Source organism: Pseudomonas sp. UBA6753 (assembly GCF_002453565.1).
Classification (GTDB): Bacteria; Pseudomonadota; Gammaproteobacteria; order Pseudomonadales; family Pseudomonadaceae; genus Aquipseudomonas; species Aquipseudomonas putida_Z.
The window spans coordinates 1-17,430 of sequence record NZ_DKHD01000031.1 but is presented as its reverse complement, the minus strand read 5'-3'; the positions used below and the strand labels follow the sequence as shown (position 1 = coordinate 17,430).

Annotated in this window: 20 protein-coding genes and 1 pseudogene; 8 read left to right on the top strand and 13 right to left on the bottom strand. The window is 64.3% G+C overall.

Features of this window, described 5'->3' with window-relative positions:
• Window positions 1-4: 4 nt before the first annotated feature.
• Genes B2790_RS11645 through purU form a run of 3 tightly spaced genes read right to left on the bottom strand, consistent with a single transcriptional unit; the run spans window position 5 to window position 3,002 of the window.
• Entirely contained in the window at window positions 5-1,246 is a 1,242-nt protein-coding gene (locus tag B2790_RS11645; protein ID WP_013973144.1) for an FAD-dependent oxidoreductase, read from the bottom strand.
• Window positions 1,228-2,139: a bifunctional methylenetetrahydrofolate dehydrogenase/methenyltetrahydrofolate cyclohydrolase FolD gene (gene folD, locus B2790_RS11640; protein ID WP_286918881.1), complete on the bottom strand. Its 912-nt coding sequence runs from the start codon at window positions 2,137-2,139 to the stop codon at window positions 1,228-1,230. The genes B2790_RS11645 and folD overlap by 19 nt, the downstream gene beginning before the upstream one ends.
• Entirely contained in the window at window positions 2,136-3,002 is an 867-nt protein-coding gene (gene purU, locus B2790_RS11635; protein WP_075044866.1) for a formyltetrahydrofolate deformylase, read from the bottom strand. The genes folD and purU overlap by 4 nt, the downstream gene beginning before the upstream one ends.
• 263 nt (window positions 3,003-3,265) lie before the next feature.
• Between purU and B2790_RS11630 the strand changes: the two genes are divergently transcribed.
• From B2790_RS11630 to B2790_RS11610, 5 genes are all read left to right on the top strand, one after another.
• Complete coding sequence (locus tag B2790_RS11630; RefSeq protein WP_286918880.1) at window positions 3,266-3,667, top strand: hypothetical protein; 402 nt, start codon at window positions 3,266-3,268, stop codon at window positions 3,665-3,667.
• 103 nt (window positions 3,668-3,770) lie between these two features.
• Window positions 3,771-3,992, top strand: a complete 222-nt coding sequence (locus tag B2790_RS11625) for an MbtH family protein (protein ID WP_003256222.1) — start codon at window positions 3,771-3,773, stop codon at window positions 3,990-3,992.
• A complete protein-coding gene (locus tag B2790_RS11620; protein WP_286918879.1) occupies window positions 3,989-4,708 on the top strand; it encodes a thioesterase II family protein in 720 nt (239 codons plus the stop codon). Before B2790_RS11625 ends, B2790_RS11620 begins: the two co-directional genes overlap by 4 nt.
• Before the next feature lie 58 nt (window positions 4,709-4,766).
• Window positions 4,767-5,318, top strand: a complete 552-nt coding sequence (locus B2790_RS11615) for a hydrolase (RefSeq protein ID WP_286101679.1) — start codon at window positions 4,767-4,769, stop codon at window positions 5,316-5,318.
• Between the two features lie 26 nt (window positions 5,319-5,344).
• Complete coding sequence (locus B2790_RS11610) at window positions 5,345-6,397, top strand: DUF1615 domain-containing protein (RefSeq protein ID WP_286101680.1); 1,053 nt, start codon at window positions 5,345-5,347, stop codon at window positions 6,395-6,397.
• 125 nt (window positions 6,398-6,522) lie between these two features.
• On the opposite strand, the gene B2790_RS11605 is transcribed toward B2790_RS11610, so the two are convergent.
• The 9 genes from B2790_RS11605 to B2790_RS11565 all read right to left on the bottom strand — a co-directional run bounded on the left by B2790_RS11605 (window position 6,523) and on the right by B2790_RS11565 (window position 14,195).
• Window positions 6,523-7,386, bottom strand: coding sequence for a metal ABC transporter solute-binding protein, Zn/Mn family (locus tag B2790_RS11605; RefSeq protein ID WP_286918878.1), 864 nt, complete (start codon window positions 7,384-7,386; stop codon window positions 6,523-6,525).
• Complete coding sequence (locus B2790_RS11600) at window positions 7,383-8,282, bottom strand: metal ABC transporter permease (protein WP_013973136.1); 900 nt, start codon at window positions 8,280-8,282, stop codon at window positions 7,383-7,385. Before B2790_RS11600 ends, B2790_RS11605 begins: the two co-directional genes overlap by 4 nt.
• Window positions 8,282-9,028, bottom strand: coding sequence for a metal ABC transporter ATP-binding protein (locus B2790_RS11595; protein WP_274079015.1), 747 nt, complete (start codon window positions 9,026-9,028; stop codon window positions 8,282-8,284). The genes B2790_RS11600 and B2790_RS11595 overlap by 1 nt, the downstream gene beginning before the upstream one ends.
• On the bottom strand, window positions 9,025-9,927 hold the full coding sequence (locus B2790_RS11590; RefSeq protein WP_025338673.1) for a metal ABC transporter substrate-binding protein: 903 nt from the start codon (window positions 9,925-9,927) through the stop codon (window positions 9,025-9,027). Before B2790_RS11590 ends, B2790_RS11595 begins: the two co-directional genes overlap by 4 nt.
• 16 nt (window positions 9,928-9,943) lie before the next feature.
• Entirely contained in the window at window positions 9,944-10,513 is a 570-nt protein-coding gene (locus tag B2790_RS11585) for a DUF6162 family protein (RefSeq protein ID WP_274079016.1), read from the bottom strand.
• Complete coding sequence (locus B2790_RS11580; RefSeq protein WP_274079017.1) at window positions 10,510-10,830, bottom strand: hypothetical protein; 321 nt, start codon at window positions 10,828-10,830, stop codon at window positions 10,510-10,512. The genes B2790_RS11585 and B2790_RS11580 overlap by 4 nt, the downstream gene beginning before the upstream one ends.
• Window positions 10,827-11,366, bottom strand: coding sequence for a thiamine pyrophosphate-binding protein (locus B2790_RS11575; protein ID WP_286101683.1), 540 nt, complete (start codon window positions 11,364-11,366; stop codon window positions 10,827-10,829). Before B2790_RS11575 ends, B2790_RS11580 begins: the two co-directional genes overlap by 4 nt.
• Entirely contained in the window at window positions 11,363-12,556 is a 1,194-nt protein-coding gene (locus B2790_RS11570; protein WP_286918877.1) for a PepSY-associated TM helix domain-containing protein, read from the bottom strand. The genes B2790_RS11575 and B2790_RS11570 overlap by 4 nt, the downstream gene beginning before the upstream one ends.
• Before the next feature lie 304 nt (window positions 12,557-12,860).
• On the bottom strand, window positions 12,861-14,195 hold the full coding sequence (locus tag B2790_RS11565; RefSeq protein ID WP_286918876.1) for a lysine N(6)-hydroxylase/L-ornithine N(5)-oxygenase family protein: 1,335 nt from the start codon (window positions 14,193-14,195) through the stop codon (window positions 12,861-12,863).
• A 203-nt stretch (window positions 14,196-14,398) separates the two neighbouring features.
• Between B2790_RS11565 and B2790_RS11560 the strand changes: the two genes are divergently transcribed.
• Window positions 14,399-14,833, top strand: coding sequence for a hypothetical protein (locus B2790_RS11560; protein ID WP_286101685.1), 435 nt, complete (start codon window positions 14,399-14,401; stop codon window positions 14,831-14,833).
• A 151-nt stretch (window positions 14,834-14,984) separates the two neighbouring features.
• On the opposite strand, the gene pbpG is transcribed toward B2790_RS11560, so the two are convergent.
• Complete coding sequence (pbpG, locus tag B2790_RS11555; protein WP_286918875.1) at window positions 14,985-15,911, bottom strand: D-alanyl-D-alanine endopeptidase; 927 nt, start codon at window positions 15,909-15,911, stop codon at window positions 14,985-14,987.
• Between the two features lie 277 nt (window positions 15,912-16,188).
• Here pbpG and B2790_RS11550 point away from each other — a divergent pair.
• A pseudogene (locus tag B2790_RS11550) lies at window positions 16,189-16,613 on the top strand (NUDIX hydrolase).
• Window positions 16,614-16,855: 242 nt separating this feature from the next.
• Complete coding sequence (locus B2790_RS11545; RefSeq protein WP_075044877.1) at window positions 16,856-17,371, top strand: GrpB family protein; 516 nt, start codon at window positions 16,856-16,858, stop codon at window positions 17,369-17,371.
• Window positions 17,372-17,430: the final 59 nt, after the last annotated feature.

The window sequence follows — 17,430 nt, the reverse complement described above, 5'->3', positions numbered from 1 at the left end:
CTCCTTAGTGGCTGGCCGCGGTGGCGCCCATTTCGTTGACTTGCTGGAAGCGGCTGAAGCGCTCCAGGGCAAAGGGTGCGATCAGTTCCGGCACCTTGCCGCCACTGGCGACCAGCTCGGCCATGGTCTTGCCGCAGATCGGCGTGGCCTTGAAACCCCAGGTGCCCCAGCCGGCGTCCAGGTAATAGTTGTGCACCGGCGACAGGCCCATGATCGGGCTGTAGTCCGGTGTCATGTCGGTGATCCCGGCCCATTGGCGCATCAGCTTGGCGTTGGCCATGAACGGGAACATCTCGATGGCGTGGGCCAGCAGGCTTTCCTTGAGGTCGAGGGTGGAGCGGGTGTTGTACAGCGGGTAGGGGTCGGAGCCGCCGCCAAAGACGATCTCGCCACGGCTGGTCTGCTGCACGTAGCAGTGCAGCGCCGACGAGCTGACCAGCGGATCGAGGAACGGCTTGAACGGCTGGGTGACCATGGCCTGCAGCGGGTAGGTATGGATCGGCGCACGGATGCCGGCCTTGGCCATCAGCAGCGAACTGGCCCCGGCCACGGCCTGCACCACGCAACCGCACTGCACGGTGCCACGGTTGGTCTTCACCGCCTCGATGCGCCCGTTGCGGATCAGCAGGTCCTGCACTTCGGTCAGCTGGTGGATCTCGACGCCGCGCTTGGCCGCCTGCTTGGCGTAGCCCCAGGCCACTGCGTCGTGGCGCGCGGTGGCGCCGTCGATGTGCCACAGGCCAGCCAGCACCGGCAGGTGCCCCGGGTCCAGGTTCAGGCTGGGCACCAGTTCGCGGATCTGCTGGCGGTCGATCATTTCCGTGCGGCCACCGAAATGCTTGTTGACCTCGGCGCGCTGGCGGAACGCGCGCACGGTGGCGTCGGTATGCGCCAGGGTGAGCTGGCCGCGCTCGGAATACATGATGTTGAAGTCGAACTCGTTCGACAGGTTCTGGAACATGCGCACCGATTCTGCGTAAAAGCGCACACCCTCACTGGTGAGGTAGTTGGAGCGGATCACCGCGGTGTTGCGCGCGGTGTTGCCGCCGCCCAGGTAGGCCTTTTCCAGCACGGCGACATTGGTGATGCCGTGGTACTTGGCCAGGTAGTAGGCGATGGCCACGCCGTGGCCGCCGCCGCCGATGATCACCACGTCATAGCGTGGCTTGAGTTCGCACGGTGGTGGCAGGTCGACCTCCACCGGGTAGTCGGCGCTCAGGCCGTATTTCAGCAGGGCGAAAGGCATGGGGTGCGCTCCTGGTGGGCGGCCTGTTGTTGCAGGTCGAGGGCGAGCAGGGTGTTCTTCATCAGGTAGGCGATGGTCATCGGGCCGACGCCGCCGGGCACCGGTGTGATGCCGGCCACCTGGGGCAGGGCGGCGGCGAAGTCGACATCGCCGACCAGGCGGCTGTGGCCGCCTTCGTCGATGCGGTTGATACCGACGTCGATCACCACCGCGCCAGGCTTGAGCCAGTCGGCACCGATCAGCCGTGGTTTGCCCACTGCGGCCACCAGGATGTCGGCCTGGCGACACAAGGCCTGCAGGTCGCGGCTGTGCGAATGCACCACGGTCACCGTGCAGTCGGCCTGCAGCAGCAGGGCGGCCATAGGCTTGCCGACGATGTTCGAGCGGCCGACCACCACCGCATGCTTGCCGCGCAGCTCGCCACAGGCATCGCGCAGCAGGCGCATGCAGCCGCTGGGCGTGCACGGGGTGAGCACATCGCGGCCCTGGGCCAGGCCGCCGACGTTCTCGCTGTGGAAACCGTCCACATCCTTCAGTGGGCTGATCGCCTGGAGAATGCGGTGTTCGTCGATATGGGCCGGCAACGGCAGTTGCACGAGGATGCCGTTGACCTCGGCGTCGCGGTTGAGGCGGTCGATCAGGGCCAGCAGCTCGGCCTGGCTGGTGTCGGCGGGCAGGCGATGCTCCAGCGAGCGGATGCCCACCTCTTCGGCACGCAGCACCTTGTTGCGCACATACACTTGGCTGGCAGCGTCGGCGCCCACCAGCACCACCGCCAGGCCCGGCTGCACGCCGCCCTGGCGCAGCTCCTGCACCTGCTCGCGTACCTCGGCCAGCACCCGCGCCGCGGTGGCCTTGCCGTCGATCAGCTTGATACCGGGAGTGGCGTTCATTTGAAGATCACCGTGCGGTCGTGGTTCAGGAACACCCGGTGCTCCAGGTGGTATTTCACGGCGCGGGACAGGGCGATGGTCTCGGTGTCGCGGCCGATGGCCACCAGGTCGTCCGGTGCGTAGGCATGGTCCACGCGCTGCACTTCCTGCTCGATGATCGGGCCTTCGTCGAGGTCGCTGGTGACGTAGTGGGCGGTGGCGCCGATCAGCTTCACCCCGCGCTGGTAGGCCTGGTGATAAGGCTTGGCGCCTTTGAAACCGGGCAGGAACGAATGGTGGATGTTGATCGCCCGGCCTGACAGCTGGCGGCACAGGTCGTCGGAGAGGATCTGCATGTAGCGCGCCAGCACCACCAGTTCGGTGCCGGTGTCCTCGACGATGCGCAGCAGCGCGGCTTCCTGTTCGGCCTTGGTGTCCTTGCTGACCGGCAGGTAGACGAAACGGATGCCCTGGCGCTCGGCCATCGGGCGCAGGTCCAGGTGGTTGGAGACCACGGCGGTGATCTGCATGTCCAGCTCGCCCTTGGCATGGCGGTACAGCAGGTCGGACAGACAGTGGTCGAACTTGCTCACCATCAGCAGCACGCGCATTGGCCGGGCACTGCTGTGCAGGCTCCACTGCATGTCGAAGTGCTGGGCGACATCGGCAAAGCCGGCTTCCAGCTGCGGTGTGTCACCCGTGACACCGGTGTTGTAGCGGAACACCGCGCGCATGAAGAAGCGCCCGTTGTCCTCGTCGTCGAACTGCGCCATCTCGCTGATGTAGCAACCGTGCTCGGCCAGGTAGGTGGTCACCGCGGCGACGATGCCGGACACGGCCGGGCAGCTGACGCGCAGGATGAAGTGATCGGGAGCGGGATGCATGTCGGATAGGCCTCGTGATGGAGTGGGGCAGGTCGGGCACAAGGGCAAAAGAGGCTTCGCGGGAGGCGAAGTTATGTTTCTTGGTAGGAATATAAATTTCCTTTTGGCGATTTATAGGCGAAGTGAGGGGTGACGGTCTAGAGATTTGTGAAATTTTTTATCCTGACAGGAAAGTTTTTTTACGCCATCGCGGCTCCTGTGGGAGCCGGCTTGCCGGCGATAGGGCCCGCACAGGCGGCACAAAAACTGGCTATGCTTGCCCCATGACCAGTTCTCCAACCCTGCGCCAACCCTGCCCACCTGGCGCCTGCATTTGTGGCCGCGAACACCTGGCCGACCACCCGCAGACAGCCCAGCGCATCCTCCTGCTGACCCGCCAGGAAGAAAAGCGCCTGCTCGACCGCCTGGAAAACCTCAAGGACCTGGAAGACCTGCAACGCCTGCAGCAGCGGATGTACGAAAACCTCGGCATCCGCGTGCATATCGCCCCTGGCTTCAATGAAGTACGGACCATGCGCGGGATTGTCATCGAACTGGACGACCAGCCCGGGCTGTGCCGCAAGACCCGGCAGTCGATCCCGGCGGCGATCCGCCGTGGGCTGGAGCGCAACCCGCAGGTGGCCTTCCGCTTGCTTGATACCCACGACCTGTTGCGTGACACCTGAAGACCGCGTCAGCCCCACTAATTTTTCCGCCGCACGCTACGTCTACTTGAAAGCCCCCCTGCGCCAGGCGCGCAACGGCACCCATCACTCAAGGAGACAGGCAATGACTTCCGTTTTCGACCGCGACGATATCCAGTTCCAGGTAGTGGTCAACCACGAAGAGCAATACTCGATCTGGCCCGACTACAAAGCCATCCCCAACGGCTGGCGTGCCGTAGGCAAGAGCGGCCTGAAGAAGGACTGCCTGGCCTATATCGATGAAGTCTGGACCGACATGCGCCCGCTGAGCCTGCGCCAGAAAATGGCCGAAGCCGCCGCCCAGTGACTGCATTGAACCTGCTGTGCCTGCCGTATTCCGGGGCCAGCGCCATGGTCTACAGCCGCTGGCGGCGCAAGCTGCCGACGTGGTTGCAGGTACGCCCGGTGGAACTGCCCGGGCGTGGTGCGCGCATGGCCGAGCCACTGCACACCGACATGCAGGCCCTGGCCCGGCAACTGGCCACCGAACAGCGCCTGGCGGCCAGCACCCCCTACGCGCTGCTCGGCCATAGCCTGGGCGCCTTGCTGGCATTTGAACTTGCCCATGAGTTGCAGGCGCTGGGCTGCCCGGCGCCACTGGCCCTGTTTGCCTGCGGTACCGCAGCGCCGACCCGCCGTGAGGACTACGACGGCAAGAACTGGCGCGAGCCCAAGAGCGACGCCGAGTTGATCGGCGAGTTGCGCGAGCTTCAGGGCACGCCCGAGGAAGTGCTGGCCAACGCCGAGCTGATGAGCCTGACCTTGCCCACCCTGCGCGCCGACTTCCTGCTGTGTGGTACCTACGCCTACCGCCAGCGGCCGGCGTTGCAGTGCCCGCTGCACGTGTTGGGCGGCATGCAGGACCGCGCCAGTGACGAGCAGTTGCAGGCCTGGCGCCAGGAAACCCACGGGGCGTTCTCGCTGCAGATGTTCCCTGGCGGCCACTTCTTCATCCATGAGCATGAGGACCGGGTGCTCGCTGCGCTGACCGCGTCGCTACAACCGCTTCGGCTGTCCGCCTGATTGACGTCACCGCTTGCCTTGGGGGAGGCTAGGCCTTTTCCCAGGCAAGAGGCAGACAATGCTGATCGATCCCCACAAGGCCACGCTGCTGGTCGTCGACATCCAGGAAAAACTCATCGGCGCCATGAGCGACCCTGAAGGCACCCGCGCGCGGGCCCGCTGGTTGCTGGCGGCGACGAACGAGCTGGAACTGCCGACGGTGATTTCCGAGCAGTACCCCAAGGGCCTGGGCCATACCCTGGCCGAGCTGCTGGCCGCAGCGCCGGCCGCCGAGGTGGTGGAGAAAAGCCATTTTTCCTGCGTGGCCGCAGAGTGCCTGCCAGCGAGTTTGATGGCGCGCGAGCAAGTGATTGTCTGTGGCATGGAAACCCACGTGTGTGTGCTGCAGACCGTGCTCGGCCTGCTGGCGCTGGGCAAGCAGGTGTTCGTGGTCGAGGATGCCTGTGACAGCCGTACCCTGGCGAGCAAGGCTGCAGGGCTGGCGCGCATGCGGGCCGCGGGGGCGCAGGTGGTGACCCGCGAAATGGTTTTGTTCGAGCTTATGGGCAGTGCCGGCCACCCGCTGTTCCGGCACATCAGCAAGACCTACCTGGTCGGTGAACAGCCCTGAACGGCCGGTTACTGGCTGTCGGGTTGATGGCCCTGGCGCTGCTGCAAGGCTGCGCCGGGCGCCGTGAGGAAGCGCCCGAGGCGGACCCGGCCAAGGTCCGCGCCCAACTGCTGCGGCTGTTGCCCGCCCAGGCCAAGGACCGTGAGGGCTGGGCCCGGGACATTCAGGTGGCGTTCGAGGCCCAGCGTATTGCCCCCAGCAAGAGCAACCTGTGTGCGGTGCTGGCGGTGACCGAACAGGAATCGACCTTCAATGCCGACCCGCAGGTGCCCAACCTGGGGCGTATCGCCCGGGAGGAAATCGACCGGCGCGCCGCGCGCCTGCATATCCCCAAGCTGCTGGTCGATGGTGCGCTGAAGGCGCCGTCGGGTAATGGCAAGAGCTACCAGCAACGTTTGCAGGCGGTGCGCAGCGAGAAGCAGTTGAGCGAACTGTATGACGAAGTCATCGCTCGCGTGCCGCTGGGCAAGACCTTGCTGGGCGGGCTGAACCCGGTGCATACCGGTGGGCCGATGCAGGTCAGCATCGACTTTGCCGAAAAGCATGCGCGGGATTACCCCTACAGCCACGACGGCAGTATTCGCCAGGAAGTGTTCACCCGGCGCGGCGGCATGTATTTCGGTATCGCCCACTTGCTGGGCTATTCGGCCAACTACGATCGCCAGCTGTACCGCTTTGCCGATTTCAACGCGGGCTGGTACGCCAGCCGCAATGCGGCATTCCAGGCAGCACTGAGCAAGGTGACGGGGGTAACGCTGGCGCTGGATGGCGACCTGGTGGCGCCGGGCTCGATCATGCCCGGGACCACGGAAAAGGCGGCGCGCAAACTGGGAGGGAAGCTGGGCCTGCGCAACCCGCAGATCCGCAGCCAGCTGGAGGAGGGCGATAGCTTGGCCTTCGAGGACAGCAAGCTGTACAGCGGGGTGTTTGCCTTGGCAGATGCCGCGGCCGGCAAGCCGGTGCCACGGGCGGTGCTGCCGGGGATTCAGCTGAAAAGCCCGAAGATCACCCGCAAGCTGACCACGGCGTGGTTTGCCGGGCGGGTTGATGAGCGTTATCAGCGGTGCATGAAGCGCTAGCTGTCCATTGCTTGCACCGGCCTCTTCGCGGGCTTGCCCGCTCCCACAGGGATAGCGCAAGGCCAGAGAACAGTGAGGTACCTGTGGGAGCGGGCAAGCCCGCGAAGAGGCCGGCACAGCCAACATCAGCTTTCGCCCAGTGCTCCAACCACCTGATCCACACTGGCCTTCAACCCGGCAAACGCATCCTCAGGGTCACTTTCCACCACCACCAGCTTCGCCCCGGACGCCTTGATCACCTCGGCTACAGCCGCCTCCGGCTGCCGATGGTCCAGCACCAGCGCCACATCCTGCGCCTTCAAGTTGTCCCCCAGCGCCTTCAGCGCAGCCGCATCCCACTCGGCCGGCTGCGGCTGCTCGACCATGTCCAGGTTCAACCCGCTGGCCAGATAACCCAGTCGCTCCGACAGGCTCACCACCGTCAGGTTGTCGACCTTGGCCAAGCGTGTCTGGCTGCTGGCCGAGAGCTCCAGCAACTGGCGTTTGAGCCCGACCAGGTTGCCCTGGATCTTTGCCTTGTCGCCCGGCGCCAACCGCTCCAGGTCATTGGCTACCACGTCGGCCATGCGCCCGAAGTTGGTCGGGTTGAGCCAGGGGTAGGCGCCATAGGCCTCGTCACCGCTCACCGCAATACCCGGCAGCGCGCCATCCACAGGCCGTGCGGCGTCGATCTCGACGATCCGGATATTGCTGCGCCGGGCCATCGGGTACAGCGGGTCGTCACGCCAGATCGAGCGCACGCCGATCACCGCGTCGGCCTGCTGCGCGGCCTTGTGCAGGCTGGCGCCACCGCGCCCGCTGAAATAGGACGGTTGGCGGCTGGCAGGCAGGTTGGCGGGGGCTGCACGCGTGAGCTGCACCGTGGTGCCGTCGAGCAGGGCGCTGGCCAGGCTGTGGGTGACGGGCAGGGTGGTCAGCACTTGCGTGGCGAAAGACAGCGAGGGCAGGCCGGCCAGGGCCAGCGCCAGGGTCAGGCGTTTCAGGTTCATGCCGGGTTTCCTTGCAGGCGGGGGACGAGGGCGCGGGCCAGCGCCGCCAGGGCGAAGCAGATGCCCGCGACCAGGATGATCGCGGCGCCGGACGGCACCGGCAGGTCGAAAACGATCGGCAGCAGGATGCCGAGCAACGTGCTCAGCGTGGCGATCAGCACCGACAGGAAGAAAAAGCCCTTCAGCGACTGGCTGACCAGGCGTGCGGCGGCAGCGGGAATCACCAGCAGCGCCCCGACCAGGATCGCCCCGATCACCTTCACCGAGGCCACGGTGACCAGGGTCACCAGCACCACGAACAGGTAGTCCAGGGTTTTCACCGCCACCCCGCGCACGGCCGCCAGCTGTGGGTTGAAACTGGCCAGCATGATGCGGTTGTACAGCGGCACGGCCAATGCCAGCACCAGCACCGCGACGATGCCCAGCACCACCAGGTCCTGGCCGCTGACGGTCAGCACCGATCCGAACAGCACGTTCTCGAGGATGTGCACATTGATCTTGCCCGCCAGCATCAGCAGCAGGCTGGCGCCCAGCGCCAGCGACACCGACAGGAATACGCCGATCAGTGTGTCCGGCGACAGCCCGGTGCGGTTGCGCAGGAAGTTGAGCAAGATGCCGAACAGCAGGCAGTAGCCGAACAGGCTGCCGTAGGGGCCGGTGTAGGGCTCGCCCAGCAGGATGCCAATGGCCACGCCGGTCAGCGCGGCATGGCCGACCGCCTCGGAGAAGAAGGCAAAACGCTTGACCACCACCAGGGTGCCCAGGCCGCCCAGCACCGGGCCGATCATCAAACCGGCCAGCAGAGCGTTGACCACGAAGCCGTAGGCCAGCGCCTCGGGCAGGTAGCCGGCAGTGGCCCAGTCCTGGACCGTTTGCCGAAAGATTTCGAAACTCATCAGGCAAGGCTCTCGCTACGCGGGTGAACGGAGAACAGGCCGAGCAGGCGCTCTGGGGTAAGGGCCTGGGCGGGTGGGGCGTCGAACAGTACCTGGCGGCTCAGGCCGGTAACCCGGTCGGCCAGGCGCAGCACGGCTTCCAGGTCGTGTTCGATCCACAGCACGGTGGTGCCGGCCTGGCGCCAGCCCTGCAGCAGTTGTTCGAACACCTGGATACCAGCTTCATCCAGGGCCGACATCGGCTCGTCCAGCACCAGCAGTTGCGGCTCGGGGATCAGGCCCTGGGCCAGCAGCACGCGTTGGCGTTCGCCACCGGAAAGCGCGCCCATGCGCCGTTTGCGCTTGTCGAGCATGCCGACCCGCGCCAGGGCCGCGTCGATGGCCGGCTGCACACGGCGCGACAGGCCGAGGAAGGCGGGGCGGTGCTGGCACATGGCAGCCATGAAATCGTCCACGGTCATCGGCAGGCCACGGTCGAACTCCAGCGCCTGCGGCACATAGCCGATCACTTCGCGTTCGCCGGGCCAGTGCAGGGTCAGCTGGCCCTGGTGCGGCATCTGCCCGAGCAGGGTCTTGATCAGCGAACTCTTGCCGCCGCCGTTGGGGCCGACGATGGCATGCACGCTGCCGGCGGCGACGTTGAAGCTGACCTGTTCGAGGATGCGGGTGCGACCCAGGGTCAGGTCGATGCCGGCAAACTCGATGCGCGGCCCGCAGGCTGTTACCAGGTTGGCGGCGGCGGTCATGCGCGGTTCTCCTGGATGGCGCGGACCACGGTGTCGAGGTTGCGCTTCATCTCCACTTCGTACTTGTCCTTGGTGTATTCGCCGTAGGAGATGTGCGTCAGCGGGTAAAGGCGCACGCCGGATTCACGCTGGATGGTTTCGACATAGGCCGACGGGAAGTCCATTTCCGAGAAGATCACCCGCACGTCCAGCGCCTTGAGCTGGTCGATGGTCTTCTTCAGCTGGGCCGGGCTGGGTTCGATGCCATGGGCTGGCTCGACCACCGCGGTCACCTCCAGGCCGAAGTCGCGCACCAGGTAGTCGTAGGCGGCATGGATGGTGGCGACCCGGAAGGTGGCGCTGGGCGCCTCGGTGACCTTGGCCAGTGCGTCGGCACGCAGCGTGCGCAGGCGCTTGGCATAGGCGCGGGCGTTTTGCGTGTACAGCTTGGCGTTGTCCGGGTCGAGCTTGCCCAGTTCGCGGGCGATGTTGTTGACCTGGGCGATGGTGGTGCTGATCGACAGGAAGGTGTGCGGGTTGACCACCTTGCCGGCGCCACGGGCGGCAATGCCGGTGGCCGCCAGCAAGGGTACGTTCTGGTTGGCCTCGATGGTGTTGATGCCGGGCTTTTCGCTGGCGGCGATCATGCGGTCGGCGAAATCGTCATGGCCAACGCCGTTGAGCACCACCACGTCCAGGGTGCCGATGCGCTTGATATCCTCGGCCCGTGGCTCGTAGGCATGCGGGTTGAACCCCGCCGGAATCAGCGGCACCACTTCGGCCTTGTCGCCGACGATGTTGCTCACATAGCTGTAGTAGGGGTGCAGGGTAATGCCGATACGCAGGGGCTTGCCGTTATCGGCCAGGGCCTGTGCCGGCAGGGCAAGGGCCAGGAGCAGGGCGAGGGCGGAGCGGAGCATGGGGGAGTCCTTGGGTTCAGTGACGGTGTTCGCGGGTGACCCCGGCGTCGTAATGGCTGACCACTTGCTGCCAGCCGGCGGCGATCAGGGCGGCCTGGCCAAGGTCGTCCGGGGTCACGGCGGCGCTGTCGCGGCGCAGCCAGACATCGGCCTGGCCGGTGCTGTCGGCCGGCAGGATCAGCAGCAGACTGCCGGCCACTTCCGGGGCCTGGCTGCGGCCGAGGTAGGCCCCGGGTTCCAGCCACGACCATTGGTGGTTGCCGCGGCTCTGGCTGCCGGCATCGACCACGAACGGCGGCAGGCCTTCCTCGGCCAGGGCCTGCACGCTGGGCGCGGCGGCGTTTTCTTCACGCAGCAGCTGGATTTCGTCGAAGGCCACCCGCAGGTCGGTGTACAGGCCTTGCTCGGCGGCGGTGAGGTCGCGACGGGCGTCGATCTGGTGGCTGGCGATGGCCTGTTCATCCTCGCGTTCGCCGCGCAGCAGCACCACGCAGGTGGCGAGTACCACGATCAGCAGGCTGACCAGCAGCACGTACAGGGTTTCGTGCCCGGCACCGGCCGGGCGAATCACTTGGGCGCGGCTCATGGCTGGGCGATATCGGCGTGGTCGACTTCCACCACGTGCCCGGGGCCGGCATCGAACAGCACGTAGAATTCGCCGTCCGGGCGCTTGAAGGTCAGGGTCGAATCATCACCGAGCTTGCCGCCGACCAGCACCTGTTCGTCGTAGGCGATCACGTCCAGGGTTACCCCGGGGGCACCGCTGCCATCCGAGAAGCCGCCGGTGCACTTGACCTGGCCGCCAGGCAGTTCTTCGCATTCGCACATCGGGTTGTGCGCCAGGGCCGGGCCGGCGGCCAGCACCAGCAAGGGCAGGGCGAGGGTGCGTATCAGGTGTTTCATTTCTTGCCTCCTTGTTTCTCGAGCCAGGCCACGGTGGCTGGCGATGCCTTGGCCAGAGGGACCGACGCCTGGTGCATGCTGCCGTCCCAGCCTTCCAGGGTGATCCAGATCTGCGCGTCGGGCTTGGTGCGTGGCGGGATCGGCAACGAGGTGCCCATGTTGTACGGCGCACCGAAGAAAATCGTGCCGGCGGCGCGCAGGCTGCGCGGTTTGCCGATGCGCAGGTAGGCCGCCTTGACGCCGTTGACGCAGGCCTTGCACAGCGACGCATTGAAGACCTTGAAGTGGCCGGCAGGGCCGTCGGCGCGGGGCGCCTCGTCACGCATCTCGGCCAGGTCCAGGGTATAGGGGCCGACCTGGATGTCGTTGATCACATTGGCGCCGAGCCCCGCTTCGCCGCGGAACAGCTTGGCGTCGGCGAAGTACTTGGGCATGAAGCCCAGCGGGATGAGAATCAGCAGGATGTTCAGGTGAAAACGCCACTTCAGCCACAGTTGCTTCAGCGGGCTGACGGTCACGGCTTGGGCCTGGCTCATGGGCGGATCTCCGCGGTGGGTTCATGGCGCGCCATGCGCGGTGCGCGCTCGCTGCGCTTGAGGGCGGCGGCGGTGGCCTGGGCGGTGCGTTTGGTCCAGATCAGCAAGCCGCTGAACACCATCAGGGTGAGGACCAGGCCGAAGAAGAACCACACCAGCTTGATCGGCAGGCCGCCGAAATCGCCGGTGTGCAGCGGGCGCATGGATTCGGTGACGAACTCCAGGGCGGAGCGGTCGCTGATCAGGAACTGGCTGTCGACATTACGCGTGTACGGGTTTACCGAGGCGCTCTGGAACATCAGCGGGTACCAGCCTGGCCCTGCCAGGGTGATGTGGCTGTAGGCGGTGGCCGGCAGCGAGATGAAGCTGATGTCCAGCCCCGGGACCGCCAGGCCGGTGATGCGTGCCGCTTCATCCAGGTCGATGCGCGTTGCCGGGCTGCCAGTCGGGATTTGCGGCACGTCCTCACGGGCGATCACCGGCACGATGGGCCGGCTGGAAATGGTGATGTGGTTGTCGGCCAGGATCGCCTGGATCAGGAACCAGGTGCCGGTGATGGAAATGACCGCAATGAACCAGATCGACCAGACCCCGGCCAGGCGGTGCAGGTCGCCCCAGAAAATCCGCGAACCATGGCCGGTGCGCACCGGCTTGAAGAAGCCCTTCCAGAACTTCTTGTACACCACCAGGCCGGTGACCAGCGAAGCCAGCATGGGCAGCCCGAGCAGCGACACCAGGTACCAGCCCCAGCTGAAACCGCTGGTGAACGGTACCAGCCACCAGCCGTGCAGGGCGCGGGTGAAGGCTTCGAAGTTGAAGTCCGGGGTCTTGCCCTGGATGGCCCCGTTGTAGGGGTTTACATACAGCGTCGGGCTGGTGCCGTCAGGCAGGGTGACATTGGCTTTGACCGCAAAGTGCGAACCGTCGGGCTGGATCAACCGCTCCACCACCATGTCCGGCTCGGCCTTGTGCAGGGCGTCCAGTACCTGCTGGAAGCTCAGGCGTTCGGCGTCGGCGTCGGGCTTGTTGGCGCGCACGGCCGGGTCGGCCAGCCAGACGATTTCCTGGCTGACCACGGCGAGCATGCCGGTGAAGCAGACGATCAGGACAAAGAACCAGATCGGCAAGGCGAGCCAGCTGTGGACCAGGAACCACAGCCTGGATTTGGATTTTTTCGGTGATTTGGCCATCTGACGGTCTTCTGCAATGGGGAGTCGAGCGTGTGCCCAGCCAAAGAGGGGCTGTATTGATAAGGACGAATGAGAATCGAAAACCTGCCGTTTTAAATGCAAGCAAATGTTTCAAGGCCGAGGGCCAATGCCTGTGCGTCAGTGTCATTGGGGCTGCTGCGCAGCCCATCGCCGGCAAGCCCGGCTCCCACAGGGTTGAGGTCAGTGCTGTACCTGTGGGAGCCCGGCTTGCCGGCGATGGGCCGCACAGCGGCCCCAATCGATTCAGGCCAAGGTCGGCCTGGAAGGCATGAAGCAGGAGGGATCAGGCGCGGGTCAGGGCCACTGCCGGTTGCGGCTTGCCGTGCAGCTGCGCCAGGTCCTGGTACAGCGCGCGGCCAATTTCCGCAGCGCGCGCCGGCAGCACCGAGAGGAGGGTGTCACTCAGGCCGTGGCTGTTTTCGCAGAAGCCCTGCAGGTACACCGAGGCCTGCAGGTCGGGGCTGGCCAGCACGCGGTAGTTGCGGTCGACGCTGAAATCTTCCAGGTAGCCTGCCAGGGGCGCCAGCAGGTCACGGTGCGAGCGGCGCTCGTAGCCGGTTGCGAGTATCACCGCGTCGTAACGGTGGGTCTGCTGCTGGCCGGTGGCGAGGTCGCGCAGGGTCAGTTCCAGGCCTTCGCGGGTGGCCACCACGGCTTCGACCTGGCGCCGGCACAGCACGTTGTGGCGGTACTGGTGGGCGACCTTCTGCCGGTAGAGGATGCCGTAGATGCGTTCGATCAGGTTGAGGTCGACCACCGAATAGTTGGTGTTGTGGTATTCGCCCAGCAGCTTGCTGCGCTGGTCGGCCGGTTCGTTGTAGACCAGGTCGGTGTAGTCCGGCGAGAAGATCTCGTTGACGAACGGGCTGTCATCGGCAGGCTTGAGGGCCGAACCGCGCAGGATCATGTCGACCTTGACCGACGGGTAGCTGTCGTTGAGGTCGATGAACGCCTCGGCGGCGCTCTGGCCCGAACCGATCACGGCAATGCGCATCGGCTTGTCGGCGGTGCACGGCAGCTTGTTCAGGCTGCTCAGGTACTGGGAGTGATGGAATACCCGCGGGTCGTCCTTGAAGGCGCCGAACTTTTCCGGGATTTTCGGCGTGCCGCCGCTGCCGACCACAACCGAACGGGTGCGGCGGCTGTATTCGCGGCCTTGGGCGTCGCGCGAGACCAGGCGCAGGTGCTCGACCCGGCCCGCCTGCACGTCCGGCTCGATGCGCAGCACTTCCTCGCCATATACCGCCTGGGTGGCGAAGTGCTCGGCGGCCCAGCGCAGGTAGTCGTTGTACTCGAGGCGGCAGGGGTAGAAGGTACCGAGGTTGATGAAGTCGGCCAGGCGCTGCTTCTGGTGCAGGTAGTTGACGAAGCTGTAGGGGCTGGTGGGGTTGCGCAGCGACACCAGGTCCTTGAGGAACGAGATCTGCAGCTCGCTCTGGGTGGCCAGGGTTTCGCCGTGCCAGCGATAGTCCTGCTGTTTGTCGATGAACAGCGCGTCGAGGGCATGGCCCTGAGACTCGGCGAGTTCTTCCAGGGCGATGGCCAGGGCCAGGTTGGAAGGGCCGAAGCCCACGCCGATCAGGTCCTTGATGGTTTCCGGGTTTGCAGACTGGCTCATGGCTGCGGTTCCATAATGGTCGAATGTTGACGCTCGCCGGGAGAGGCCGGCGCCTGCGTTTGTACATTGGGTGGAACGAGCCAAACGACGGGGAATTTACTGGCGGGCGACCGGCCACTTGCAACAGGGGGGCTAAAGGCTTGCGCCTGTCGGCCGATAGGCAGAACAACCCAAGGACCAATTTGCAACGCAGGGAGTAAGACATGACAGGTATTGCAGCAGTCAGCATCAGCACCACGGCCCAGGCGGTGAGCACAACCCAGGTCGCCGACAGCCAGGATGCGCAAAAGACTGAAGAGAGTGGGGCCGGCACTCAGGCCGACACGTCGAAATTGAGCGGTGGCGGCCAGGCTCAAGGCGCCCAGGGCAGCAGTGAAAGTTCGGAGCCTGCGCACATCAGGCAATTGCGCGAGATGATCAAGAAGCTGCAGAAGCAATTGGCCGAGGAGCAGAAGCAACTGGCCCAGTTGATGGCGCAGAAGATGGACGAAACCACCAAGCTGGCAGTTGTGTCCGCCAAGCAGGCGAGTATCGCCACCATCAATGGTGAAATCCTGCAGGCCACCGCGCAGTTGCTCGAAGCGCTACAGAAAACGGGTGGCAGCAGCGCGGGCGGGATGGTCAGCACCACGGCCTGACGAACTTGGGGCTGCTGTGCAGCCCATCGCCGGCAAGCCGGCTCCCACATCGACCGCGCAGGGCAGTTGCTCTCGCAGGCCTGGTGCTGTCACTGTGGGAGCTGGCTTGCCGGCGATAGGGCCGGTGCAGGCCCCATCATTCCGGTGGCGGTCATTCGGCCGCCAGGCGCCCCTTGTTCTGCCGCTCCGCCTTGTACTGCATGGCCACCGCCGGCGCCGGCTTGGCAGCACCGGTTTCCAGCCACTGACGCATGCGGCTGGCATCGGCGAAGTGGGTGTACTTGCCAAAGGCGTCGAGGATCACCATGGCAACCGGGCGGTTGTCCATGCGGGTCAGCAGCACCAGGCAGTGCCCGGCTTCATTGGTGAAGCCGGTCTTGGTCAGCTTGATGTCCCAGTTGCTCTTGTTCACCAGGTGGTCGGTGTTGCGGAAGCCCAGGGTGTAGTTGGGCTTGCGGAAGGCCACGGTCTTCTCGCGGGTGGTCGACAGCTCGCTCAGCATCGGGTACTTGCGCGACGCCATCAGCAGCTTGGCCAGGTCACGGGCCGTGGACACGTTCTGCGTCGACAGGCCGGTCGGCTCGACGTAGCGGGTGTGCGCCATGCCCAGGCTGCGGGCCTTGGCGTTCATCGCCTTGATGAACGCCGGGTAGCCGCCGGGGTAATGGTTGGCCAGGGTGTTGGCCGCACGGTTTTCCGATGACATCAGGGTAATCAGCAAGGTTTCGCGGCGGTCGAGCTGGCTGCCCAGCCGCACACGCGAATACACGCCTTTCATTTCCGGGTTGTTGGCAAGGGTCATGGTGAGCATCTCATCCATGGGCTGCTTGGCATCCAGCACTACCATCGCCGTCATCAGTTTGGTCACCGAGGCAATCGGTACCACGCGGTCGGCATGGCTCGAATACAGTTCCTGGTTGGTGTTCAGGTCGATCAGCAGGGCACTGCCCGAGGCGAGATGCAGCTTGGATGGGTCACGTTGAACCTGGGCCGGGGGTTGTGCAGCAGCGGTCGACGGAAGGGTCGCAGTACCTGTGAGCAACAGCAGCAGGCTGAGGATGGACAGGGATGTTTTCACGTTGAGGCTCACTAAAAGTTGGTATGTCGTTGGCTGTGCAAGGGTTTTCCCCCAAAAACCACTGCATTCTGGAGTATGGCTGATTTGCTGTCGAATGCCTTATGACTAAAGGGCGCAACGTGAACGAAATTTAATCCGGTACCAAGGAGAAAAGTAGCGTACGGCTATCAGGTCGAACGCCGTTCTCTGTCTACAATGCCCTTCCGTTTCCCGATTCGTACAAGCCAAACTGAACGCCTATCATGGATGGCTTTTCGAGCTTCATGTGGAGAGAGCAATGATTCCTGGCAAGGTATGCCCTGTAGTGCTGTCGTCTTCGCCACCGTCCAGGCTTCTCCTATTCCGACACCCTATGGCAGGCACGCAACTGGTAAAGGCACTATTGAGAGTGGGGAAGCTCCCAGCGAGGCCGCCTTGCGTGAGCTGGCAGAGGAGTCTGGCATCGACGACGCGATAGTTGAGACGGACTTGGGGTGCTGGAATGCCGAACATCTAGATCAAATATGGTCGTTTCAACTTTGTCGAGCATTGCGTGATCTCCCTGAAAGCTGGGCTCATCAGACACTAGATGACCACGGCCATGTGTTCGAGTTTTTCTGGGCTCCGCTAGATGAACTTCCCTACGCCGATTGCCATCCCGTATTCCAGCGAGCACTGGAGTTCTTATGGCGTAGACTCAAGGAATTTGAGTCGTTGGAATAGCGAGGGGAAATCAGATGGCAGTCGAAGGGCAACTTCACACCTTGAGGAAGTCAGTCATCCACGACTCGTGGCTTTCGACCCAAAGCGGCCCTTGGTGGAGGACACCTACCCGACCTCGACACGATCCTGATTCGATCTGCTGAATCGCCGTACTGCCGAGGTTTTCGTAAGCAGTCCCTGGGGAATGCACATTTTTTGAGGGAACATTTAGGGCTTTAGCTACTACCCGCCAAGGAACGGAAATGGCACTGACCAGCAAGATCACTCCCTATAACCCCATGTGGCCCTCTCGCTTTCTGGCAGACAAGCCAATCATCGCTTCGGCCTTTGGCGATGAACTGATTGCCATACACCATGTTGGTAGTACCTCTGTTCAGGGGCTCGCGGCGAAGCCCGAGATCGATGTGCTCATCGAAGTTCGCGATCATAGCAATGCCTCGGAGCGGGACGAGATTTTGATGGGTTTGGGATATGTACGAGGAAGTGATCTATCGGAGGGGCATCATTTCTACCGGCGTAATGTGGATGGAATTCGCACGCACAAGCTCCACGCTTGTACCCGTGGCCACCTTACGATCACCCAGATGCTGGGGTTCAGAGATTTGCTTAGGCGTGATGCCTCGATCCGCCAGCAGTATGAAGCGCTGAAGCTACAATTGGAGGCGAGCAATACGGGTGGGATGGCTGAATACCTGGAGAAAAAGTCTCCGTTTATTATTGCGGCACTATTTCATGCCGGTATATCAATTCCTGAATGACCGATGGGTCGCGAAGCGGCCTTGGCATCAGGTGTCTGCTTTGGGTCCAGGCTGTGTGA